General features: G+C 63.9%; 16 protein-coding genes and 1 pseudogene. 12 read left to right on the top strand and 5 right to left on the bottom strand.

The genetic code is table 11. The features are described 5' to 3' along the window. Nucleotides 1-384 (bottom strand): annotated as a pseudogene (locus ACRECX_RS01350) (ribonuclease E/G); the annotation flags it as partial. A 591-nt stretch (nucleotides 385-975) separates the two neighbouring features. Here ACRECX_RS01350 and ACRECX_RS01345 point away from each other — a divergent pair. From ACRECX_RS01345 to prfB, 3 genes are all read left to right on the top strand, one after another. Beyond that, nucleotides 976-2223 (top strand): N-acetylmuramoyl-L-alanine amidase, encoded by a 1248-nt coding sequence (locus ACRECX_RS01345; protein ID WP_431557005.1) that lies wholly within the window; start codon nucleotides 976-978, stop codon nucleotides 2221-2223. A gap of 234 nt (nucleotides 2224-2457) precedes the next feature. Beyond that, nucleotides 2458-5112 (top strand): penicillin-binding protein 1A, encoded by a 2655-nt coding sequence (locus ACRECX_RS01340; RefSeq protein ID WP_431557017.1) that lies wholly within the window; start codon nucleotides 2458-2460, stop codon nucleotides 5110-5112. Between the two features lie 81 nt (nucleotides 5113-5193). Continuing rightward, a protein-coding gene (gene prfB / locus ACRECX_RS01335; protein ID WP_431557004.1) for a peptide chain release factor 2 occupies nucleotides 5194-6307 on the top strand; the annotation gives its coding sequence in 2 pieces (ribosomal slippage) (nucleotides 5194-5262 and nucleotides 5264-6307; 1113 coding nt in all). Nucleotides 6308-6352: 45 nt separating this feature from the next. Here the strand turns inward: prfB and ACRECX_RS01330 are convergent. Further along, nucleotides 6353-6775: a bactofilin family protein gene (locus ACRECX_RS01330; protein ID WP_431557003.1), complete on the bottom strand. Its 423-nt coding sequence runs from the start codon at nucleotides 6773-6775 to the stop codon at nucleotides 6353-6355. Nucleotides 6776-7412: 637 nt separating this feature from the next. Between ACRECX_RS01330 and ACRECX_RS01325 the strand changes: the two genes are divergently transcribed. Beyond that, on the top strand, nucleotides 7413-11069 hold the full coding sequence (locus tag ACRECX_RS01325) for an AsmA-like C-terminal domain-containing protein (RefSeq protein ID WP_431557002.1): 3657 nt from the start codon (nucleotides 7413-7415) through the stop codon (nucleotides 11067-11069). Between the two features lie 2 nt (nucleotides 11070-11071). On the opposite strand, the gene tyrS is transcribed toward ACRECX_RS01325, so the two are convergent. Both tyrS and ACRECX_RS01315 read right to left on the bottom strand, forming a co-directional pair. Further along, on the bottom strand, nucleotides 11072-12325 hold the full coding sequence (gene tyrS / locus ACRECX_RS01320) for a tyrosine--tRNA ligase (RefSeq protein ID WP_431557001.1): 1254 nt from the start codon (nucleotides 12323-12325) through the stop codon (nucleotides 11072-11074). 107 nt (nucleotides 12326-12432) lie between these two features. After that, entirely contained in the window at nucleotides 12433-13101 is a 669-nt protein-coding gene (locus ACRECX_RS01315) for an alpha/beta hydrolase (protein ID WP_431557000.1), read from the bottom strand. 269 nt (nucleotides 13102-13370) lie between these two features. Between ACRECX_RS01315 and ACRECX_RS01310 the strand changes: the two genes are divergently transcribed. The 8 genes from ACRECX_RS01310 to ACRECX_RS01275 are packed head-to-tail and all read left to right on the top strand — an operon-like array spanning nucleotide 13371 to nucleotide 20659. Beyond that, a complete protein-coding gene (locus tag ACRECX_RS01310; protein WP_431556999.1) occupies nucleotides 13371-14519 on the top strand; it encodes a cysteine desulfurase family protein in 1149 nt (382 codons plus the stop codon). 34 nt (nucleotides 14520-14553) lie between these two features. After that, nucleotides 14554-16026 (top strand): Fe-S cluster assembly protein SufB, encoded by a 1473-nt coding sequence (sufB, locus tag ACRECX_RS01305; RefSeq protein WP_431556998.1) that lies wholly within the window; start codon nucleotides 14554-14556, stop codon nucleotides 16024-16026. Beyond that, nucleotides 16019-16321 carry a hypothetical protein gene (locus ACRECX_RS01300; protein ID WP_431556997.1) on the top strand — a complete coding sequence of 101 codons (303 nt, stop codon included), beginning with the start codon at nucleotides 16019-16021 and terminating at the stop codon, nucleotides 16319-16321. Before sufB ends, ACRECX_RS01300 begins: the two co-directional genes overlap by 8 nt. Nucleotides 16322-16365: 44 nt before the next feature. Continuing rightward, a complete protein-coding gene (gene sufC / locus ACRECX_RS01295; protein WP_431556996.1) occupies nucleotides 16366-17118 on the top strand; it encodes a Fe-S cluster assembly ATPase SufC in 753 nt (250 codons plus the stop codon). A 12-nt stretch (nucleotides 17119-17130) separates the two neighbouring features. Continuing rightward, nucleotides 17131-18486 (top strand): Fe-S cluster assembly protein SufD, encoded by a 1356-nt coding sequence (sufD, locus tag ACRECX_RS01290; RefSeq protein ID WP_431556995.1) that lies wholly within the window; start codon nucleotides 17131-17133, stop codon nucleotides 18484-18486. A gap of 12 nt (nucleotides 18487-18498) precedes the next feature. Then, a complete protein-coding gene (locus ACRECX_RS01285) occupies nucleotides 18499-19764 on the top strand; it encodes a cysteine desulfurase (protein ID WP_431556994.1) in 1266 nt (421 codons plus the stop codon). Nucleotides 19765-19778: 14 nt separating this feature from the next. Then, nucleotides 19779-20231, top strand: coding sequence for an SUF system Fe-S cluster assembly protein (locus ACRECX_RS01280; protein WP_431556993.1), 453 nt, complete (start codon nucleotides 19779-19781; stop codon nucleotides 20229-20231). A 44-nt stretch (nucleotides 20232-20275) separates the two neighbouring features. Beyond that, nucleotides 20276-20659, top strand: a complete 384-nt coding sequence (locus ACRECX_RS01275; RefSeq protein ID WP_431556992.1) for a HesB/IscA family protein — start codon at nucleotides 20276-20278, stop codon at nucleotides 20657-20659. A gap of 201 nt (nucleotides 20660-20860) precedes the next feature. Here ACRECX_RS01275 and ACRECX_RS01270 read toward each other — a convergent pair whose 3' ends face one another. After that, the gene (locus tag ACRECX_RS01270; RefSeq protein ID WP_431556991.1) at nucleotides 20861-22336 is read right to left on the bottom strand and encodes a DEAD/DEAH box helicase; all 1476 of its coding nucleotides are present in this window, start codon (nucleotides 22334-22336) and stop codon (nucleotides 20861-20863) included. Between the last annotated feature and the right edge of the window lie 115 nt (nucleotides 22337-22451).

The following is a 22451-nucleotide window of genomic DNA, read 5'->3' as shown; positions in this document are numbered from 1 at the left end:
GGTGTCGACCCGGCTACGGCCGCGCCGGCCGCGGCGGCGGCGGCGCCCCGCGGCGGCCTCGTCCTCAGCGGCCTCCTCAGCGGAGGCGCGGCTTTGCTCAGCGGCCTCCTCTTCGAGAAGGGCCTGCCGGTCCGCGACCGGGATCTGGTAATAGTCTGGATGTATTTCGGTAAAAGCTAAGAAGCCGTGCCGGTTGCCGCCGTAATCGACAAATGCAGCTTGGAGCGACGGCTCGACGCGCGTGACTTTGGCAAGATAGATATTGCCTCTGAGTTGCTTCTTATTCGCGGATTCGTAATCAAATTCCTCGACGCGATTGCCCTTTACCACGACGACCCGGGTCTCCTCCGGATGCGCCGCATCGATTAGCATTTTGCTTGACATGTTGTGTGTTCTCCGCCGCGCGGGCCGGGAAGGGCGGCATCAAAAACCGCCTCGCCGGGCGTGAGCCTGAGGCCCGCGCGCGCCAATGACCAATAGACCATGATTCGTTGCGATGACCCACGAGCAGCCAAGTCTCCCGGCTGTGGGGTTCGGCCACAGGCGGCCGCCAAGTGCCCAGAGGCGTCAGGAAAGCCCGGTGATTCCCGGTGCTTAGCTGATTGCCCTGACTCTGCATCGCATTCCTCACAAGCCGCGAAGCGCGGCCAGTAGTTTCAACTGGACGGCCGTCTGTTACCTGGCCGCCGCTTGTCTGCGTCTTGGCTTAAATTTCATAAGGCCAGACGCGATAAAACAACTCAGCCCGTATCGCCGCGTGGCGTCCGAGGGCTAGGGCTCAGAAGAGCCTGACCCTTATTACGGGCTTGCCGGGAGATTTGGCAAGCCTCGTGCGTGAGCGCCGCCAAAGGGTCACAACGGTCGCTTAACCAGCTGTGGTTAACAATTTAGCCCGATTCCAACGTGTTTGCGTATCGTACCGGCCAACGCGCCCGTTGAGAACCAAACCGCGCGACGTCGAGTTAGTGGGGAACAATGCGAGCTCTGCGTGCCTTGATTGCAGTCGCGCTGTCAGGGGTGATGGCGCTGATGCTCTCGGCGGTGCTGCCTTTGCTCGCGGGCGCACCCTCCCACGCCCAATCGAAGGGCACGATTGCCAAGGATGCGCGCCTCGCCGGCGACCGCGAACGCACCCGGTTCATCGCCGACCTGTCGCGGAAGGTCGATGTCCACGTCTTCGCCCTGGGCAATCCCTATCGGGTCATCGTTGACGCTCCCGACGTGAATTTCCAGATGCCGCCTGGCATCGGCAAGGAGCGGAGGGGCCTCGTCACCGCATACCGCTATGGCTTGTTCGCGCCAGGCAAGTCGCGCATCGTCATCGACGTCAGCGGGCCGTTCCTCATCGACAAGGTCTTCGTGCTCGAGCCGCGCGACGATCAGCCCGCGCGTCTCGTCATCGACCTCGTTCCGACCGACGAGCAGACGTTCCTTACCAAGCTCCGCGAGGCGAAGCCGCTGGCCGAGAGCCAGGCCACGCATGCGCCGCTGCCGCAGCCGCCAGAGCGTCCCGCCGATGCGAAGCCCATCGTCGTTCTCGACGCTGGCCACGGCGGCGTCGATCCCGGCACCAGCAGCGCCAACGGGGTCACGGAGAAAGAGGTGGTACTCCAGTTCGCCAAGCGCCTGAAAGAGAAGCTGACCGCCACCGGGCGCTACGAAGTTCATCTAACGCGCGACGATGATACCTTCCTTCCGCTCCAGGAGCGGGTCGCCTTCGCGCAGAAGAAGGGGGCGGGACTTTTTCTATCCATCCACGCCGACTATTTCCCCATTACCATCGACAAGGCGCGCGGCGCCACGGTCTATACTCTGTCGGAGCAAGCTTCGGACGAGGAAGCGAGGGCGCTCGCCGCTAAAGAGAACTTCTCCGACGTCATCGCCGGCGTCGAATTGCCGAGCGATTCCGACGAAGTGGTGGCCAACATCCTTATCGACCTGGCGCAGCGCGAAACCCAGAACCGCTCGGTGGTGTTTGCGCGGTCCATTGTCGGAGAACTCGCGACCAAAGGTACGCTACACACGAAACGGCTCAGATCGGCTGGATTTCGCGTGCTGAAGGCGCCGGACGTACCCTCGGTGCTGCTCGAGCTGGGCTTTTTGAGTAACCCTGACGATGAGAAGCAGCTGACGTCCGACAGCTGGCGCGACCGCATGACCGACTCGGTCACGGCCGCCATCGACGACTATTTCGCCAAGCGCATTGCCCGCATGCCCTACTGAGCTGAGTTAGACGCGCGCCCTGGAGTGCCGGTGACCTGACGCCGGAATCCTGATACCTGATACGTGTTCAGCGTTTTATTGCCATATTCTTGGCTAGGGTTGAGCGTGGGTACCCCCGGGGGCGAGCCGGGGTTTGACGGATCGGGACCAATGGATATTACGGCACCAGTCAAGCCGCCGGAGCAGCGGCGCCGCCGTCGTCGCGGCGGGTTCTTTTTGCGTTTTCTCGGCTTCATGTTCGCCGCCAGCATGATCCTATTCATCGCTGTTGCTGGCGCCGCTGCCTTTGTCTTGTGGAAAGTATCGCAGGAGTTGCCGGACTACGAAGTGCTCGCCAAATACGAGCCGCCGGTGATGACGCGCATCCACGCCAATGACGGCAGGTTGATCGCTGAATTCGCCCGCCAGCGCCGCATCTACGTGCCGATCACGGCGATTCCGCAGCGCCTCGTCGAGGCCTTCATATCGGCCGAGGACAAGAACTTCTATCAGCATGGCGGCCTCGACATTCAGGGGATTCTGCGCGCTGTCACCACCAATTTGAGTGCCATGCAGTCCGGCCGGCGTATGGTCGGTGCCTCGACGATCACCCAGCAGGTCGCCAAGAACTTCCTTCTGACCAAGGATCAGAACATCGAGCGCAAGCTGAAGGAAGCAATCCTCGCCATCCGTATCGAGCGCGCTTTCACCAAGGAGCAGATCCTCGAGCTCTACCTCAACGAGATTTATCTCGGCGTTGGTGCTTACGGTGTCGCCGCCGCGGCTCAGACTTATTGGGACAAGGCGCTGAATGAGCTGACTCTGGCAGACGCCGCCTATCTCGCCACGTTGCCCAAGGCGCCGAGCAACTACGATCCGTTTAAATATCCCGAGCGCGCGGTCGCCCGGCGCAACTGGGTCATCGACCGCATTGTCGAAAACGGCTTCGCCACCGTCGAAGAAGGGGAGGAGGCGAAGGCCTCGCCGCTCGGGGTCCAAGCACGAACCTATGGGCCCAAGATTTTTGCCTCTGAGTATTTTGCCGAGGAGGTCCGCCGTGAGATTCTCGACCGCTTCGGCGAGGACAAACTCTATGGTGGCGGTCTGTCCGTTCGCACGACGCTCGACCCGCGTCTGCAGGCCATCGCGCGCAAGGCCTTGGTCGACGGCCTGACCGCCTATGATCGCACCCATGGCGGCTGGCGTGGCGTCGAGAAGACGATCGACATTGCCGGCGATTGGGGCAAGGCGCTCGCCGGCGTTCCGGTGTGGAGCGACATCGAGCCGTGGAAGCTTGGCGTCGTGCTCGAAGCCACCAAGGACCAGGCCAAGGTGGGCATACGCCCCGGTCGCGACAAAACCGGCAAGCTCGTCGAGCAGCGCGAAATCGGTGTCATCCCGCTCGAGGAGGTGAAGTGGACGCGCAAGGGCGCGGTGAATGCGGTCCTGAAGCCCGGTGACGTCATCTACGTGGCGCCGCGCCGGGTGAAGCAGAAAGCAGAGGACGGCACCGAGACGGAGAAGGTCGTCGAGGGTGAGTGGTCGCTGCAGCAGCCTCCTGAGGTGAGCGGCGCTCTCGTCGCCCTGGACCCGCATACCGGCAGGGTGCTTGCCATCGCCGGCGGCTTCAGCTTCGCCCAGAGTCAGTTCGACCGCGCCACCCAGGCGCTCCGGCAGCCCGGCTCCTCGTTCAAGCCGCTCATCTACACGGCGGCGCTCGACAACGGCTACACGCCATCCAGCATTATCGTCGACGGCGCGATCTGCATCGACCAGGGCAGGGGCATGCCCAAATGGTGCCCGAAAAACTATTCGGGCGGCGGCGCGGGGCCCTCGACCTTGCGTCGGGGCATCGAGAAGTCGCGCAACCTGATGACGGTGCGGCTTTCTCGCGACATGGGGATGCCGACCATCGTCGAGTACTCGCGGCGGTTCGGCGTTTATGACAACCTGATGCCTTCGCTTGCCATGTCGCTCGGTTCGGGCGAGACCACGCTGATCCGCATGGTCACCGCCTATTCCATGATCGCCAATGGCGGCAAGAAGATCGAGTCCACCTTCATCGATCGAATCCAGGATCGCTATGGCCGCACGGTTTGGCGGCACGACAGGCGTGACTGTACCGAATGCGGGGCGCGCGAGTGGACCGGACAGAAGGGGCCCGCGCTTGTCGACGTCCGCGAGCAGATCATCGATCCGATTTCCGCGTTCCAGATGGTCGGCATCATGGAAGGTGTGGTCCAGAGCGGCACGGCGACCAGGCTGAAAGCGCTCAAGCGGCCGCTGGCGGGTAAGACCGGAACGACCAACGACTACAAGGACGCGTGGTTCATCGGCTTCACTCCCGACCTCGCCGTCGGAGCCTATGTCGGCTACGACCAGCCGAGATCCATGGGACGGTCTGCGACGGGAGGCGGCCTTGCCGCGCCGATCGTCAGCGACTTTCTGAAGGTGGCGCTGGAGGGCGTGCCGCCGGTTCCGTTCCGCGCTCCGCCCGGGGCGATGCTGGTGCGTGTCAATCACACGACCGGTTTGCCGGCGCGTCCGGGCGAGGGGGACGTCGTCCTGGAGGCGTTCAAGCCCGGGCAAGCGCCTGCGGGCGTCGCCGTCGCCGTTCAGGGCGAGGGAGAGGGGCTTCCGGGTCAGGAATTCCCCGATTACCCCGACGCCGTCGAGGATGAACAGCCGCCTGGATTCCCGTCGGCCTCGGGCGAAGATTTCCCGCCGCCGCCCGGCCAGTTTCCGCCACCGCAAGGGCAGTTTCCGCCGCCGCAAGGGCAATTCCCTCCGCCGCAAGGGCAATTCCCGCCGCCACCCGGGCAGATTCCGCCAAGCCAGGGCGCAGGCTTTCCTGGCCCGCCCCCCGGCAATGACCGGGCTTTGACATCGGGCACCGGCGGCCTCTACTAAGGCCGAAGCGCAAGCGAGCTTCAGGCGGGGTTGCTCCCCGCCTGACGCGTTTCATTGTCCTGCGAGATCCGAGGAATCCGAATGCGGGCCGAAACCGAGACGGTCGTCAACGATATCAAGGAATCGTTGTCTTTACTCAGGAGGCATCTTTGACCCCGCTCAGGCAAAGGCGAGGCTGACGGCGCTCGACCGCGAGGCGGAGGCGCCGAACTTCTGGAACGATGCGCTCCGCGCGCAAGGCCTGATGCGCGAACGGCAGCAGATCGAAACCTCGCTCAACGCCTTCGAACGCCTCACGCGAGAACTGGACGACAATCTCACCCTCATCGCCCTTGGTGAGGAGGAGGGCGACGAGACCATTGTCGCCGAGGCCGAGACGGCACTGCGCAAGCTGCGGCAGGAGGCCCACACCCGCGAGGTCGAAGCCCTGCTTTCCGGCGAGGCGGATGCCAACGACGCTTATGTCGAGATTCACGCCGGCGCCGGAGGGACCGAGAGCCAGGATTGGGCGCAGATGCTCGAGCGCATGTATCTGCGTTGGGCGGAAGCGCGGGGCTACAAGACCGAGATCATCGGCGAGCATTACGGCGAGGAAGCCGGCATCAAGTCCGCTACTGTCCTCGTCAAAGGCATGAACGCCTATGGCTGGCTTAAAACTGAGTCCGGGGTGCACCGCCTGGTGCGCATCTCGCCCTTCGACTCTAATGCGCGGCGCCACACGAGCTTTGCCTCCGTGTGGGTTTACCCCGCGATCGACGACACCATCGCCATCGAGATCGACGACAAGGACGTCCGCATCGACACGTATCGCGCCTCTGGCGCCGGCGGCCAGCACGTCAACACCACCGACAGCGCGGTACGCATCACGCACATCCCCACCGGGATCGTCGTGCAGTGTCAGAACGAGCGGTCGCAGCATAAGAACCGGGCGACGGCGTGGGCCATGCTGCGCGCCCGGCTCTACGAGGCTGAACTCAAGCGGCGCGAGGAAGAGGCGTCAGCGGCGGCCGCCTCGAAGTCCGAGATCGGCTGGGGCCACCAGATCAGATCCTACGTGCTACAGCCCTACCAGCTCGTGAAGGATTTGCGGACAGGCGTCGAAAGTACGAATCCGAGCGCCGTGCTCGACGGCGACATCGACGCCTTTATCGAGGCGGCCCTGGCCGAGCGCATTCACGCCGACGCCAAGGTGTAGACCGGCGTTCCGTCCGTTGCCTGAATACGGCCTAAGACCTCTCCGCTATTCCGCGGCGCGGCCTGAGAACGGATTTCCGCTGCCCGTGTCGCTCGACTTCTGATCGAAGCTGGAGGATTTGTGGGCCGGCCTGTCGGCGCCTTTGACCTCTGCCATCGGATCGTCGGACCGGCGCGACTTCCCTTCGAAATAGGCGCCCTGTTCGATGGCGAGGCTTTGATGAAAGATGTCGCCCTCGACATGGGACTGCGCCTGTAGGGTAACCCTGAGGCCCCGGACCGAGCCCACCACCTTGCCGCGCACGACGACGTCCTCGGCGATGACCGATCCCATGACCTGGGACCTGTCGCCGAGCAAAAGGGAGCCGCAATGAATGTCCCCCTGGATTTCGCCGTCGACCTGAATCTCTCCTTTCGACGTGACGTTGCCGGTGATCGTCAGATCTTCGCCAATGATGGAAGGGACCATCTTGCTGGCACTGGAGCTCGGGCTTGGGCCTTTCGCATACGTGGCGGGCCTTTCAGTGAAAGGCGATGATTTGGTTTCGGAACTGCTCGGCCTCTCGCCCAGCTTGGTGACAGTCTCGCCCTCAGGCTTCTTCGTGAACATACGTGGTACCTCCCCATCCGATACGAGTGACGCAGCGCGAAACGTACTCGGCACTAGGTCCCGCGACATAAGACATTAGTCCGCCTACCTGGATTGTCGCGGAGCTTCTCGTCTGAAGGCTAACACCCAGGGCCCGACGCCTTCTTGTGACAATATCGCCTCACCCCAACCTTGTCATGGGGGTTCTCCGGCCCCGCGGCTTCCGCCCCAAAGGGGGACGCGGCGGCGAGGGTCTCAGTCGCAAAAAATCGCCTTCCTTTGGCCGATTTTGGCGCATCTTATGCCACAAGACCTTAGCCTCGCTTTGTGCGCCGTGGTAACGAGGCACGGGCGGGACGTTAAGGGTGCGCCTTGGGGGGTGCCGGCAAAGACCATGAGCGGACCGGGGCATCGCTTGTTCGGCGAGGCTGGTGGGTGCGCTTGGGCGCTTGCACGAGCCCTCGGAAGCGTGTGGCGATCGCCTGCTTGCCGAAGCTTTGTCGGGGCCTGTGACTGAATGAACGAACCGATCGCGGGGACCTTCCTCAAGCTCACTTCCGAGAGTGGCAAAGCCATTCGTGCCTTGCCCGCGCGGGGCCGGGCGCTCGTGAAGCGGGTTCCTCCGCCGGTTCAGATCGAGCTTGCCAGGCTGTCCTCGCGCGGCGCCCATGTCTGTCGTGAGATCTTCGCCGGCATCCTCGTCGTCGGTCTCATCGCTATCGTCGGCGGCTATGGACGCTTGGCCCGCGGACCCATTTCCCTGCCGAGCCTCGTCCCGCCGATCGAGACGGCAATCAACGACCAGCTCACCGATCTCCATGTGAAGATCGACGATGCGGTTCTCCAGCGCAGCGCCGACGGACCTGGCGTGTTGTTCCGCCTGCGAAACATTCGCCTGATCGACAAGGATGGCTCGATCGTGGCGCAGGCGCCGCTCGCCGCCATTGGCATGAGTGGCAGCGCGCTGCTGTCGGGCCGGCTCGCGCCGGGAAGCGTCGATTTCATCGGTCCGCGCCTTCTGCTTTCCCACAACTCAGACCAGGGCCTTGCTCTGAGCTTCACACGACCTTCGGGCGAGGATGGCGATAGCTTGATGCGCGGCACGTTGCCGGCGGGTGAGGCCGCGGATCAGCTCGAAGTGGCGCCCGAGTCCGTCGTCACGAAGCGTCTCGAGCCCCCCGTCGGCGCCGGCCCTCGGAAGTTCGATTTGAACAAGACGGTGGCCGAGGTTTTCGATCGTGCGCGGGCTGGCGACACATCCTATCTGACGCGCTTCGGCTTCAAGAATGCGATCGTCGTTCTCAACCAGGATGGCGAGCAGACGCTATGGCAAGTTCCGGATTTCGCCATCGACCTCGAGCATCGCGACAATCGCAGCATCCTGGTCGGACAGGCCAACGTTGCCTCGAGCAAGGGCGATTGGCAACTCGAGGTCCGTACTGAGGAACATACGCGGCGCGACAGCCTCTCCATCACCGCGCTGATCGAGAACCTGGTCCCCTCGGGTATCGCCGGCAATTTTCCATCGATCGGTGTGCTTCGGGCTCTTGATATGGCCGTCGACGGCGACGGCACCGTCGAACTGTCCAATTCGGGCGACTTTCTGTCGGGCGAGGCGAAGCTCAGGCTGGCCCCGGGACACATCACGCCCCCTTGGGACCGCGACATGCCGATGCGCATCGACCACGGCGACTTCACTGTGCGCTATCACAAGCACAACGACGTCGTCGAGATCGCCCCGTCCACGCTTCGCTGGGGCAAGAGCAAGGCCACCATCAGCGGCGAGTTCCGTCCCGTGCGTGACGCGAAGAACAAGCCGGTCTCGTGGGACTTCGATTTAAAGGCCGAGAACGCAGTCTTCGCCATCGAGGAGTTCGGGCTCGGCCCCACCAACGTCGATGAATGGCGAGCGATGGGCAATATCGCCCCGAAAGACGGACGCCTGACCCTTTCCCGCTTCGTCATTCGTGCCGGTGGTGCGTCGATCGTCGTGTCCGGCACCGTCGTCGATGCGCCGGGATCGCCGGAAATCAACCTCGCCGGCGACGTGAGCGCCATGCCGGTCGACACGCTCAAGCAGCTATGGCCGAAGTTCCTCGCCGGCAAAGCGCGCAAATGGGTGCTCGCGCGCATCGCCGGGGGGGAGGTCCTGGGCGGCAAATTCAATGTGGCGTTGCCGGCCGGCGCTCTTGCCGAGATTGAGAAGGGAGGCGATGCGCCCGACGGCGCCATCAGCGTGGAGCTCAATCTCAGCGGCATGAGCATTGCCTATATCCCCAAGATGCCGCCGGTGATCACAGGCGATGCCAAACTCACGGTCGTCGGCACCGAATTTGTCGTGGACATTCCCCAGGCGAGGATCGTGGTTGCCTCCGGCGAGGAGGTTGCGCTGAGCGAGGGGCGGTTCTTCATTCCCGACCTCCGCGAGGACCCGCAGCAAGGCGTCATTACTTTCAGGGCGGCGGCGGCGACCCCTACGGTGATGCAGCTCCTCGATCACGAACCTCTCGGCTACATCAGGGAAGTAGGCATGAAGTCTGACTTTCTTGGCGGCACCGCCGAAGGCGAATTTACCCTGTCGATGCCGCTCAAGGCGGAGCTCGACTTCAAGGAGATCAAGATGCAGGGCATGGCGCGGCTCAACGACGCCATCGCCTCGAACATCGTGGGCGACATGGGCATCGAGGGCGGCGCTCTCGGCGTTGATCTCTCCGACGCAGGCGTCACTGCGAGAGGAGAAATCAAGATCAAGGACGTGCCTGCCGAGATTAATTGGCAGCGCGTCTTCTACACGCCTGACGATCAGCAGCCGCCGGTCCAAGTCTCGGCCACACTCGATGAGGCCCTGCGCGAGCAGCTCGGCATCAAGGTGAACCATCTGGTTCAAGGCCCGACCACGCTGACCTTGTCGGTCGCAGGACTTGGCAAGAGCACCCAGGCCATGAGCATGGAGGCCGACCTCACCGACGCGCAACTCGTGTTCGGCGGCATGGGGTGGACAAAGCCGAAGGGCCAGGCCGCCAGAATTGCCTTCGACGTCGTGAAGAACGAAGACGGCTCGACCGACCTGAAAAACCTGCGGATCGTTGGCGACGACATCGCCGTCTATGGCGAGATCGCCATCGACGCCGAGCAGCACCTCAAGGGCTTTCACTTCTCGGATTTCTCCGTCAACCAGTTCACCCATGTCGAGATCACGGCGTCGGTTCGCGACGACCAGGTCCTCGAGATTCACGCCGAGGGCCCGACTTATGACGGCAAGCAGTTTTTCCGGTCGCTGTTTTCGGCAGGCCAGCTCGTCGAAGACGGCTCGGACGAGCCCTCTGATCCGTTCGGCATCGATCTAACCGCAAAGATCGGCCAGGTCAGCGGCTTCTACGACACGACGGCGACCGACGTTGAAGTCTTGGTCAAGAAGCGCAACGGCCAGCTCGTCGCGCTCGACGCCAAGGGTGCGTTGAACGGCTCGGCACCGCTCGCGGTCAAGCTCGAAGAGAGCAATGGAGCGCGGCTGATCAAGGCTGAAGCTCGTGATGCCGGAGCGGCGTTCAAGCTCGTCGGCTTTTACCGGAGTATCGAGGGCGGATTGGCTTCCTTGCAGGTCAATCTCGACGCTGGCGGTCCGGGGACGAAGTTGGGCACCTTGTGGGCGCAGGACTTTGACGTGGTGGGTGATGCCGTTGTGGCTGATGTCCTCACCGACCCTAGCTCGACGGCGGTGTTGGGACAGCAAAAGCAGCAAATCGCCAGGTCAAGGATTCGCTTCAAGCAGCTCCGCGCGCCCTTCTCCGTGGGATCGGGAAAGTTCCGGCTACGCGACGCTTACATCAACGGCCCGGCGCTCGGCGCCACCATGCGCGGCACGGTGGACTTCAAGTCGCAAACGGTCGACCTGGGCGGCACCTACGTGCCGCTCTATGGGCTCAATTCGGCGCTCGGCAACATTCCCATTCTTGGCAGGGTGCTGGTGGGCCGGCAGGGGGAAGGCGTAGTCGGCATTACCTTCGCCATCAAGGGCAAGCTTGATGATCCCTCGGTGCTCGTCAATCCGATGTCGGTGATGACGCCCGGGATCTTCCGCCAAATCTTCGACTTCACCGGCTCGATCCCGCCGGATGCGGCTGCGGCCTCGGCGTCTCCCGAATTTGAAGGCGTCCAGCCGTTCGGTCGCTGAACCTAGACGGGCCGGATCAGCGCGTGCCGCTTCTTGCCCAGCGACAGCTTGATCACGCCTTCCTCAGTCAGGTCTGAGAGCGTGAGCACATGCCGCTCATTGGTGATGGCCACGTCGTTGACTTTGATGCCGCCGCCCCTGATTTGCCGCCGTGCTTCCCCCGTCGATTGGACGAAACCGGCAAGCAGGCTCGCGTTCAGCACGCCCAGCCCATTTTCGAGATCGGCGCGGGCCACCTCGACGCTCGGCAGGTTGGCGGCGATCTCGCCTTCCTCGAAGGTGGTGCGCGCCGTCTCCGCGGCGCGGTCGGCGGCATCACGCCCATGCACGAGCGCGGTCGCCTCGGTGGCGAGGATCTTCTTCGCTTCGTTCAGCTCGGCCCCTTCGAGCGCGGCGAGCTTGCCGATCTCCTTGAGCGACAGCTCGGTAAAGAGCTTGAGGAAGCGCGGCACGTCCGCGTCCTCGACGTTCCGCCAATACTGCCAATAGTCGTAAGGGGAGAGCATGTCCGGGTTGAGCCACACCGCGCCCGCGGCGGTTTTGCCCATCTTGGCCCCCGAAGCGGTGGTAAGCAGCGGCGAGGTCAGCCCGCACAGCTCGACGCCCTCGGTGCGCCGGCCGAGCTCGATGCCGCCGACGATATTGCCCCATTGGTCCGAGCCGCCCATCTGCAGCCGGCAGCCTTCGCGGCGGTAGAGCTCCACGAAGTCATAGGCCTGGAGCACCATGTAGTTGAACTCGATGAAGCTCAACGGCTGCTCGCGGTCGAGCCTGAGCTTCACCGACTCGTAAGTCAGCATGCGGTTGACGCTGAAATGACGTCCATAGTCGCGCAGGAAGTCGATGTAATTGAGCTGATCGAGCCAGTCGGCATTGTTGATCATCACCGCGCCGGTATCGCCATCGCCGAAGCTCAGGAACTTGGCGAACACCGATTCGATGCCGGCGATGTTGGCGGCGATCTCGGCCTCGGTGAGCAGCTTGCGCGCTTCGTCCTTGCCGGATGGGTCGCCGACCTTGGTAGTGCCGCCGCCGATCAAGACGATGGGGCGATGGCCCGTCTGCTGCAGCTTGCGCAACAGCATGATGGAGACCAGGTTGCCCACGTGCAGGCTCGGCGCCGTGCAGTCGAAGCCGATATAGCCGGTGATGATCTCGCTGCGCGCAAGCTTGTCGAGCCCTGCCTCGTCGGTGCATTGGTGAATGTAGCCGCGGGTCGCGAGTTCGTGCAGGAAGTCTGACTTGACGGTGCTCATGGCGTGGCCGCCTCGTGCGTCTGAATCAGCGTTCGCCAAGAGCCTCTATCAGGTTGGACGGCGAACACCAAACGCGACCTTCAGGCGGCCTGCGCTGGGGTGACCCTCTACGCAGCCGACTCTTTTCGCTTCTTGGTCTTGCCGAGGCGCTTGTCCAGATAGCCATCCACCACCTGCATGAGGCCGTCCATGCGCTCCTCGAAGAAGTGGTTGGCGTCGGGCACGGTCGCGTGCTCGATGACGATGCCTTTCTGCGTCTTCAGCCGATCCACGAGCCCGCGCACGGACTCCGTTGGCACGACTCGATCTTTCGCCCCGTTGACCATCAGACCCGAGGAGGGGCAGGGAGCGAGGAAGGTGAAGTCGTAGAGGTTGGCGGGCGGCGCTACGGAGATGAAGCCCTCGATCTCTGGGCGCCGCATCAGGAGCTGCATGGCGATCCACGCGCCGAACGAGACGCCGGCGATCCAGCAGGACGGAGCGTCGGCGTTGTAGGCCTGAAGCCAGTCGAGCGCCGTGGCAGCATCCGCCAATTCCCCGGGCCCGTTGTCGAACAGACCCTCGCTCCGTCCTACGCCGCGGAAGTTGAAGCGCAACACCGAGAAGCCCCGCTTCTGGAAGGCGTAGTACAAGTGGTAGACGACTTGGTTGTTCATTGTCCCGCCGAATTGCGGGTGGGGATGCAGGATGAGAGCGACAGGCGAGCTGGGGGAGCGCTCGTGGTGATAGCGGGCCTCGATCCGGCCGCCCGGGCCGCTAATGTTGACTTCAGGCATGAACTGGTGGCCTCGACTGAACGTTATTTTTGTGAGCGAGACTGTATATGGGGCGCGTTATCGTGCGCACCAAACACCGCCGCGAACCTTGACTCTGCCGCCTCGGAATCCTATACAGGCTAGAGATTAGAATTGTTCCAAACAAGGCCGCTCCAAATCAGCTGGGCGCTTGGAGCGGTCCAAATTGTCAGGCCGCGCTTCATAGCACGTGCGACGGGGGCCCGTGCAAGCGTTAACCGGCGGCATTCGGCCGCGAGTCTCAGCAGAGCATGAACCAGCGCTCCTATCTTGACTATAACGCCACTGCGCCGCTCCGGACCGAAGTCCGCGAGGCGGTGGTCGAGGCGCTCGCCCTTCACGGCAACCCGTCCTCGGTGCACGAGGAGGGGCGGACGGCGCGCGCGGCGATCGAGGACGCGCGGGCGAAAGTGGCCGCTCTCGTCGGCGCGAGGCCCGAGGACGTGGTCTTCACGAGCGGAGGCAGCGAAGCCAATGTGCTCGCGCTCGCGGCGCAATCCGGCGGAGCTTGGCATTGCTATTTGTCGGCGGTCGAGCACCCATCGGTGCTATCCGGCGGCCGGTTCCATCGCGAGACGACCAGCGTTATTCCCGTCACGGCGGACGGTATCGCCGACCTCGCCGTCCTTCGGGAGCAGGTTAGGCGCCACGAGCCGGGCGGCTGGCGCCCGCTCGTCTCACTCATGGCTGCCAACAACGAGACCGGCGCCATTCAGCCGGTCGCCGAAGCCGCCGAGATCGCCCATGCGGCTGGCGGGCTGTTGCATACCGACGCCGTACAAGCCGCCGGCCGTGTGCCTCTCGATATCGGGCCCTGGGGCGCCGACCTCATGACCCTGTCGGCCCACAAGATCGGCGGCCCCAAGGGGGTGGGCGCATTGGTGCTTGCCGAAGGCGCGACCATGGAGCCACTCATCAAGGGCGGCGGTCAGGAGCGCCAGCGTCGCGCCGGCACGGAGAACGTGGCAGGCATCGTCGGTTTCGGCGTTGCCGCCGAGCTTGCGGCCGCCGACCTCTCCAAGATGGACGAGACCGCCAAGCTAAGGGATGCGCTCGAGGAGGGCGTGCGCGCCATTGCGCCTGATGCCGTCGTGCTGTCCGCCGGCGTTGCGCGCCTTCCCAATACCTCGTGCATCGCCGTACCTGGCGCCAAGGCCGAGACTTTGGTCATCGGGCTCGATCTTGCCGGCATCGCCGTGAGCGCAGGCAGCGCCTGCTCGTCGGGGAAGGTCGAGGCTTCGCACGTGCTGGCGGCGATGGGGGTGCGGCCCGAGATCGCGCATGGCGCGATCCGCGCAAGCCTTGGTTTTGGGACCCGGAATACCGATATTGAAGGCTTCCTCCTGGCCTTCGGTGAGTTGATCAAGCGGCTCAAGAAGAGCGCGAAGGAAGCGGCGTAACTAGCCGCCAGACAAAGGATTTGGAGCAGTAGCTATGCCGGCAGTGCAAGAGACCGTCGAACGCGTCCGTCAGATCGACGTCGACAAATACAAATACGGCTTCTTCACCGACATCGAATCGGTCAGGGCCCCCAAGGGCCTGAACGAGGACATCGTGCGGTTCATCTCGGCCAAGAAGTACGAGCCCGAGTGGCTGCTCGACTGGCGGCTACAGGCCTTTCGCCGCTGGCTGACCCTGCAGGAGCCCACTTGGGCCAATGTCCGGTATCCCAAGATCGACTTTCAGGAACTCTACTACTATTCGGCCCCCAAGAGCATGGAGGGTCCGAAGAGCCTGGCCGAGGTCGACCCAGAGCTGCTCAAGACCTACGAGAAGCTCGGCATTCCGCTGAAAGAGCAGGAGGTGCTGGCTGGCGTCAAGGGCGCGCCCAGGGTCGCCGTCGACGCCGTGTTCGACAGCGTCTCCGTGGTCACCACCTTCAAGGAAGAGCTGGCCAAGGCCGGCGTGATCTTCTGCTCGATCTCTGAAGCGGTGATGAACCACCCCGAGCTCGTGAAGAAATATCTCGGCTCCGTGGTGCCGATCACCGACAACTTCTACGCCACTTTGAACTCCGCGGTGTTCTCCGACGGCTCGTTCGTCTACGTGCCGGAGGGCGTGCGTTGCCCGATGGAGCTCTCCACCTATTTCCGCATCAACGCCGAGCAGACCGGCCAGTTCGAGCGCACGCTGATCATCGCCGACAAGGGCGCCTATGTTAGCTATTTGGAAGGCTGCACCGCGCCGATGCGCGATCAGAACCAGCTGCACGCCGCCGTGGTCGAGCTCGTCGCCCTCGAGGACGCCGAGATCAAGTACTCGACGGTGCAGAACTGGTACCCCGGCGACAAGGAAGGCAAGGGCGGCATCTACAACTTCGTCACCAAGCGTGGCGATTGCCGCGGGGCCCGCTCCAAGATCTCCTGGACGCAAGTGGAGACCGGCTCTGCGATCACCTGGAAGTACCCGTCTTGCATCCTGCGCGGCGATGGCTCACGCGGCGAGTTCTACTCGATCGCCATCTCCAACGGCTATCAGCAGGTCGATAGCGGCACCAAGATGATCCATCTCGGCAAGGATACGTCGAGCCGCATCATCTCCAAGGGCATTGCCGCCGGGCACTCGAACAACACCTATCGCGGGCTGGTCTCGGCGCATCGCAAGGCCACCAATGCGCGGAACTTCACCTGCTGCGATTCGCTCCTCATCGGCGACAAATGCGGCGCGCACACCGTGCCCTATATCGAGGCCAAGAACGCGTCCGCCACCTTCGAGCACGAGGCCACCACGTCGAAGATCTCCGACGACCAGCTGTTCTACTGCCTGAGCCGCGGGCTGTCGGAGGAGGCGGCGGTGGCGCTCATCGTCAACGGTTTCGTGCGCGACGTGCTTCAGCATCTGCCCATGGAGTTCATGGCCGAGACCCAGAAGCTCATCGGCATCAGCCTGGAGGGCAGCGTTGGCTAAGCTCCAGCAATATTGGTTCGCGCGGCGCTTCCCCGTCGGTCATCCGCGCAAGGTCATGGCGCCGGTTTCCCGCGAAGGCCAACTCGTTGTGTTTGCCTTCGTGACGGTCCTAATCGTGGCCGCGACGGTGGGACTGCTGCTCGCCGCCAACGGTGCGCCGGTTTACGGCATCGCCGCGTTCGCGGTGATCGCCCTCATTGCCGGCGCGGTCTTCATCGCCTTGGCCAACCGCAAATGCGACCATCAGCGCACCGTCACGGACTATCGTGGACAAAGCCCCGGCTCGGGAGCCTGAGCCTGCAAACAGAGTCAACCTCAAAGGGTTAGAAAGAAGTCGGAATGCTTGAGATCAAGAACCTTCACGTCGATGTCGATGGTCGCGAGATCCTGAAAGGCCTCGACCTCGCGCTTCCGCAGGGCGAGGTACACGCCATCATGGGGCCGAACGGCTCCGGCAAGTCGACGCTCGCTTATGTGCTCGCCGGCAACGAGGACTACGAGGTTACCGAGGGCACCGTCACCTGGAAGGGCGAGGACCTGCTCGCCATGGACCCGACCGAGCGGGCCGTGGCCGGCGTGTTCCTGGCGTTCCAGTACCCCATGGAGATTCCCGGCGTCGCCACCATGACCTTCCTGCGCACGGCGGTGAATTCCGTGCGCAAGGCGCGCGGCAAGGAGGAGCTGTCCACTCCCGATTTCCTGCGCGTGGTGAAAGAGAAGGCCAAGGACCTCAAAATCGATATCGAGATGCTGCGCCGCCCGCTCAATGTCGGATTCTCCGGCGGCGAGAAAAAGCGCAACGAAATCCTCCAGATGGCCCTGCTCGAACCATCGCTTTGCGTGCTCGATGAAACCGACTCCGGCCTCGACATTGACGCCGTGCGGATTGTCGCCGACGGCGTGAACGCGCTGCGCGGCCCAGAGCGCGCCATGCTGGTCATCACCCACTACCAGCGGCTCTTGAACTACATCGTGCCGGACCGCGTTCATGTCCTGTCCGACGGTAGGGTGGCGCGCTCCGGGGGCCCTGAGCTTGCCCTTGAGCTCGAGAAGTCCGGTTACGCCGAGTTCGGCGAAGCCGCGGTTGCCTAACGGGGAGCGCTTATGGACCTGTCCGTCCAGCAGTTCCGCACCAAGTCAGAGCAGGAACTTCTCGATCTCTACGCCAAGGCCGAGAAGGCGCTGCCCGGCGCGGCCAATCCGTTCGTCGCCGAATTGCGCGCCAAAGCCATCAAGGCTTACGCCCATCTCGGCCTGCCCCATCGCCGCATCGAGGCATGGAAATACACCGACCTGCGCGCGCGGCTGACCGAGGTACCGCCGCTGATCGGCGCGCTCGGCGCGACCGTCGGCGAGGAGGAGCTCGGAACGGCGCTCGGCAAACCTCTGGCGGAATTCCCCGCATACCGGCTCGTCCTCGCCGAGGGCGAGCTTAGGGTCGATCTCTCGGACATGGCGGGCTTGCGCGCGGCCGGCGTCGAGGTCGCCTCGCTGGCGCACGTGCTCGAAATGCCGCCCGAGTGGTTGAAGCAGGCTTTGGACCAGGCAAACCCGCGCGAGGACGACGCCGTGCTGGCGCTCAATACGGCGCTGATGACCGGCGGGGTTACCTTGCGCCTCGGCGAAGGCGTCACCCTCGACAAGCCCATCCACCTGATCCATCTGGATGGCACCGGCGAGGCCGCCACCATGGTCACGCGCAATGTGATCGTGGCCGAGAAGGGTGCGTCGGCCACCGTGCTTGAGAGCTTTGGAAGCCTCGGCCTGAAGGGGCTTCAGCGCAATGCTGTGACCGAGACCCTGGTCGGCGACAAGGCCGCCATCGCCCACATCAAGTTTCAGCGCGAGGGAAGCGAAACGCTCCATCTCGGCGTGTGGCTGGCAAAGATCGGCGCCGACGCCCGTTATCAAGCTTTTCAGCTGTCGACCGGCGCGGCATTGGCGCGCAATCAGATCTATGCGCGGTTCATGGGCGAGCATGCCTCGGCCGACATTTCGGGGGCCGTTCTCCTGCGCGCCCGCCAGCATTGCGATACGACGATCCTGGTCGAGCATCTCGTACCGCATTGCCGGACGCGCGAGCTGTTGAAGGCGGTCGTCGACGAGGAAGCGCGCGGCGTCTTCCAGGGCAAGATCGTCGTCGCACCCGGCGCGCAGAAAACCGACTCGAAGCAGATGGCGCAGGCGCTGCTGCTGTCGGAGACCGCCGAGTTCGACTCCAAGCCGGAGCTCGAGATCTTCGCCGACGACGTCGTCTGCGGTCACGGCGCGACCTCGGGCCAGATCGACCACGATCTCCTGTTCTATCTGGAATCCCGCGGCCTGCCTGAGGCGCAAGCCCGCGCGCTGCTGATTCAAGCCTTTGTCGGCGAGGCGTTCGAGCAGATCGACAACGAGGCGCTGCGCGATGCGTTCGCCGCCTCCGCCGCCGATTGGCTCGGCGTCCAGTTCGAGGACTGAGGAGGAGGGCCGATGACAATCATCACACCATCGGCCAAGGATCTCCGCACCGGGGAAGCGCCCTACGACGTGGCTGCGATCCGCGCCGACTTCCCGATCCTGGCTGAGAAGGTTCATGGCAAGCCGCTCGTCTATCTCGACAACGGTGCCTCGGCGCAGAAGCCGAAAGCCGTGCTGGAGACCATCTCGCGCGCCTATGAGCACGAATACGCCAACGTCCATCGCGGCCTACATCACCTCAGCAATCTCGCCACAGCCAATTACGAGAAGGCCCGTGGCAAGGTGCGATCCTTCATTAATGCCCGCGCCGACGAGGAGATCATCTTCACCCGCAACGCCACCGAGGCCATCAATCTCGTGGCGTCCTCCTTTGGCCGGCCGCGGATCGGCGCCGGCGACGAAATTCTGCTCACGATCATGGAGCACCACTCCAACATCGTGCCCTGGCACTTCTTGCGGGAGCGGCAGGGCGCGGTCCTCAAGTGGGCGCCGGTGTCCGACGACGGCGAGTTCCTGCTCGAGGAGTTCGAGAAGCTGATCTCCCCGCGTACCAAGATGATCGCCATCACCCACATGTCGAACGTGCTTGGCACCATCGTGCCGGTGAAGGAGGTCGTGCGCATTGCGCATGCCCGCGGCATTCCCGTGCTTGTCGACGGCGCGCAAGGTGCGGTCCACCTGCCGGTCGACGTCCAGGACCTCGACGTCGATTTCTATGCCTTCACCGGCCACAAGCTCTACGGCCCGACCGGCATCGGCGTGCTCTACGGCAAGAAGGAGCACCTGGAGGCCATGCCGCCCTACCAGGGCGGCGGCGAGATGATAGCTTGGGTGAGCACCGACGATGTGGCCTATGGCACCCCGCCGCATCGTTTCGAGGCGGGAACGCCCGCAATCGTCCAGGCCATCGGGCTCGGCGCCGCCATCGACTACGTGGAGAGCGTCGGCCGCGACCGCATCAGGGCGCATGAGGAGGCCCTCCTCGCCTATGCCATGGAGCGCCTCGGCGCGCTGAACTGGCTCCGCATCTTCGGATGCGCCAAGCGCAAGGGCAGCATCATCTCGTTCGAGGTGGAAGGCGCGCATGCCCACGACGTGAGCACGATCCTCGACCGTTACGGCGTTGCCGTGCGGGCCGGGACCCATTGCTGCGAGCCGTTGCTTGCCCGGTTCGGCGTGACCTCGACAGCCCGCGCCTCATTCGCCATGTATAATACCTTCGAGGAGGTCGATCGCCTCATGGAGGCGCTGCACAAGACCCGTGAGATGTTCTCTTAAGACCGGCCGCAGAAATGATTGAAAAGATTCGCGATAAGGACGAGACGGAACGGACGGAGCCCGTAGTTGCGGAAGGCGACGCCATGCCCGACGACATCAAGGGCTGCGTCGGTGCCACCGGCGGCGGGGAGGGCGACGGCTCGGCCATTCCCCCTGAGGAGCTCGAGCGGCTGCGCACCGATCTGGTCGCCGCGCTCAAGACCGTGTTCGACCCCGAAATCCCGGTCGATATCTACGAGCTTGGCCTGATCTACCGGCTCGAGGTCGACGACGACCGGAATATCGAGGTGGACATGACCCTGACGGCGCCTGGCTGCCCGGTTGCCGGCGACATGCCGGGCTGGGTCGAGAATGCCATTTCCTCCGTCCCCGGCGTCGGCCAGGTGAAGGTCAATCTCGTGTTTGACCCGCCCTGGGACATGTCGCGCATGTCCGACGAGGCAAAGCTGACCCTCAACATGTTCTAGGGCAAGCCCTTGAACCGGCCGCCGATTTGTCCCACTTTGCAAACATGAACACACGCCCCCGTCCCCAAGCCATGCGCCTTACCGAGGCGGCTGCCGAGCGCATCCGCGCCCTCTCCGTCGCTAGCGGCAGGGCGATCGAGGGCGTGCGCATCGGCGTGAAGAACGGCGGCTGTGCCGGTATGGAATACACCATGGAATATGCCGAGGCGCGCGGGCCGCACGACGAGATTGTCGAGGACAAGGGGGTCAGGCTCCTAATCGACCCCACCGCCGTCATGTTCCTGCTCGGCACGGAGATGGACTACCAGACGGGCGAATTGCGCTCCGGCTTCGTGTTCAACAACCCGAACCAGACCAGCGCCTGCGGCTGCGGTGAGTCTGTGACGCTCAAGCCCGCCGAACCGGCCACCGCCGAAGCGTCAGAGTAGATTTCAACAGAATAGACCTCGTCATCGCGCGGCTTGACCCGCCTGCGGCCCGAAGCCTCAAGTCGGATGACTCTGTGACAAGCCTTCGGCGGGCGAAGGGCTGGGCGATCCAGTAACCACCGCCGTCTCGATTACGATGGCAGGGGTTACTGGATGCCCACTTGCGCGGGCATGACACGGAGAAGTTGGCTAAGGGATTGCTTACGGCACCCGCACGGGACGCATCATGAAGGCAGGCACGTGATCGCCCATGCCCCGCTGCTTCTGGCGCGGGGCTTGCGGTTGCGCCTTGGGCCGGTCCGCGGCACCATGGCCGCCATGGCTCGGCTTCACATGATGTTTGTGCTGGTCGCGCTTCGGATCGTTGCGGCGCTCATCCCGCGCCTTGGGCGGGACAGCATGCCCCGCCGGCTTGTGGGCATCCGGCGAACCGCTCCGCGCCGCATGCTGCCCGTTCTGCCCTGAGGGGCGCTTCTGGTCCCGCGAGCGGCCGCCACGCCGGCGCCGCCCATTCCCCCGTTCATAACGCTCCCCCTCGACCATCTCTTCCTGGGTCAGCGCTCCGTCGATCCAGGAAATCTCCTGGTGCAGCATCCGCTCGATGGCCTTCAGCGCCTTGATGTCCTTCGGCGTTACCAGCATGGCGGCGAAGCCTTCGCGACCCGCCCGGCCGGTACGGCCAATGCGGTGGATGTAATCTTCGGGATGGATGGGGACGTCGTAATTGAAGATGTGGCTCACGTCGGGGATATCGAGGCCGCGCGCCGCCACGTCGCTCGCGGCTAGGAAGGCGATGGTACCGTTGCGGAAGGCGTCGAGGGTCGCCATGCGTTGGCGCTGATCCATGTCCCCGTGCAAGGCGCCGACGCTGAAGCCGTGCCGTTGCAGCGACCGGAAGAGAACACCGACGTCCTTCTTGCGGTTGCAGAAGATGATGGCGTTCTTGACGTCGACCTCGCGCATCAGCTCCCGCAGCGCCTGCCGTTTGCCGGCGGGGTCGTCAGGCGCCTTTTTCAGGCGCTGCACGATGGTCGTCGCCGCGGTCGCCGGGGGAGACACCTCGATACGTTCCGGCGTGTGCAGGAAGTTGTCGGCGAGGCGTTGGATTTCCGGCGGCATCGTCGCCGAGAAGAACAGCGTCTGGCGGGTGAAGGGAAGGAGTTTGCAGATGCGCTCGATGTCGGGAATGAACCCCATGTCGAGCATGCGGTCGGACTCGTCGACCACGAGGATCTCGATGCCGTTGAGGAGCAGCTTGCCGCGCTCGAAATGATCGAGCAGCCGGCCTGGTGTGGCGATCACCACGTCGGCGCCGCGGTCGAGCTTGCGATCCTGATCGTCGTAGGACACGCCGCCGATAAGTAGCGCCACCGTCAGCTTGTGGTCCTTGCCGAGGATCTCAAAGGTCTCGGCAACCTGGGCCGCAAGTTCTCGCGTCGGTTCCAGGATCAGGGAGCGTGGCATGCGGGCCCGCGCCCGGCCGCGCTCGAGCCGCGTCAGCATCGGCAGCGCGAAGGAAGCGGTCTTGCCGGTTCCGGTCTGGGCGATGCCGAGCACGTCGCGGCCGGTGACGGCCACGGGGATCGCTTTCTCTTGAATTGGGGTGGGGGTCTCGAAGCCTGCCGCGGTGACGGCAGACAAAACTTTGGGGCTTAGGCCAAGATTGGAGAAGCTCATGCGTTAGCAAAAATACCGCGCGGTCCATGAGGCCACGCGCATCTTCTTTCTATAGGCGCAAAGATTTGCTGCTACGATTCGTGGGCTTTGCGCAAGACACCACTTCAGCATTACG

The sequence above is a fragment of the Methyloceanibacter sp. genome (assembly GCF_050726195.1).
Taxonomy (GTDB): domain Bacteria; phylum Pseudomonadota; class Alphaproteobacteria; order Rhizobiales; family Methyloligellaceae; genus Methyloceanibacter.
This window is presented reverse-complemented; position numbering and strand designations above follow the sequence as displayed.

Coding starts and splice junctions, on each gene's coding strand:
- ACRECX_RS01285 (WP_431556994.1), top strand. CDS start 18,499: ATGACAATCATCACACCATCGGCCAAGGATCTCCGCACCGGGGAAGCG.
- ACRECX_RS01310 (WP_431556999.1), top strand. CDS start 13,371: ATGAACCAGCGCTCCTATCTTGACTATAACGCCACTGCGCCGCTCCGG.
- ACRECX_RS01280 (WP_431556993.1), top strand. CDS start 19,779: ATGATTGAAAAGATTCGCGATAAGGACGAGACGGAACGGACGGAGCCC.
- ACRECX_RS01330 (WP_431557003.1), bottom strand. CDS start 6,775: ATGGTCCCTTCCATCATTGGCGAAGATCTGACGATCACCGGCAACGTC.
- ACRECX_RS01315 (WP_431557000.1), bottom strand. CDS start 13,101: ATGCCTGAAGTCAACATTAGCGGCCCGGGCGGCCGGATCGAGGCCCGC.
- ACRECX_RS01340 (WP_431557017.1), top strand. CDS start 2,458: ATGTTCGCCGCCAGCATGATCCTATTCATCGCTGTTGCTGGCGCCGCT.
- sufB (WP_431556998.1), top strand. CDS start 14,554: ATGCCGGCAGTGCAAGAGACCGTCGAACGCGTCCGTCAGATCGACGTC.
- sufC (WP_431556996.1), top strand. CDS start 16,366: ATGCTTGAGATCAAGAACCTTCACGTCGATGTCGATGGTCGCGAGATC.
- ACRECX_RS01325 (WP_431557002.1), top strand. CDS start 7,413: ATGAACGAACCGATCGCGGGGACCTTCCTCAAGCTCACTTCCGAGAGT.
- tyrS (WP_431557001.1), bottom strand. CDS start 12,325: ATGAGCACCGTCAAGTCAGACTTCCTGCACGAACTCGCGACCCGCGGC.
- ACRECX_RS01275 (WP_431556992.1), top strand. CDS start 20,276: ATGAACACACGCCCCCGTCCCCAAGCCATGCGCCTTACCGAGGCGGCT.
- ACRECX_RS01345 (WP_431557005.1), top strand. CDS start 976: ATGCGAGCTCTGCGTGCCTTGATTGCAGTCGCGCTGTCAGGGGTGATG.
- ACRECX_RS01270 (WP_431556991.1), bottom strand. CDS start 22,336: ATGAGCTTCTCCAATCTTGGCCTAAGCCCCAAAGTTTTGTCTGCCGTC.
- sufD (WP_431556995.1), top strand. CDS start 17,131: ATGGACCTGTCCGTCCAGCAGTTCCGCACCAAGTCAGAGCAGGAACTT.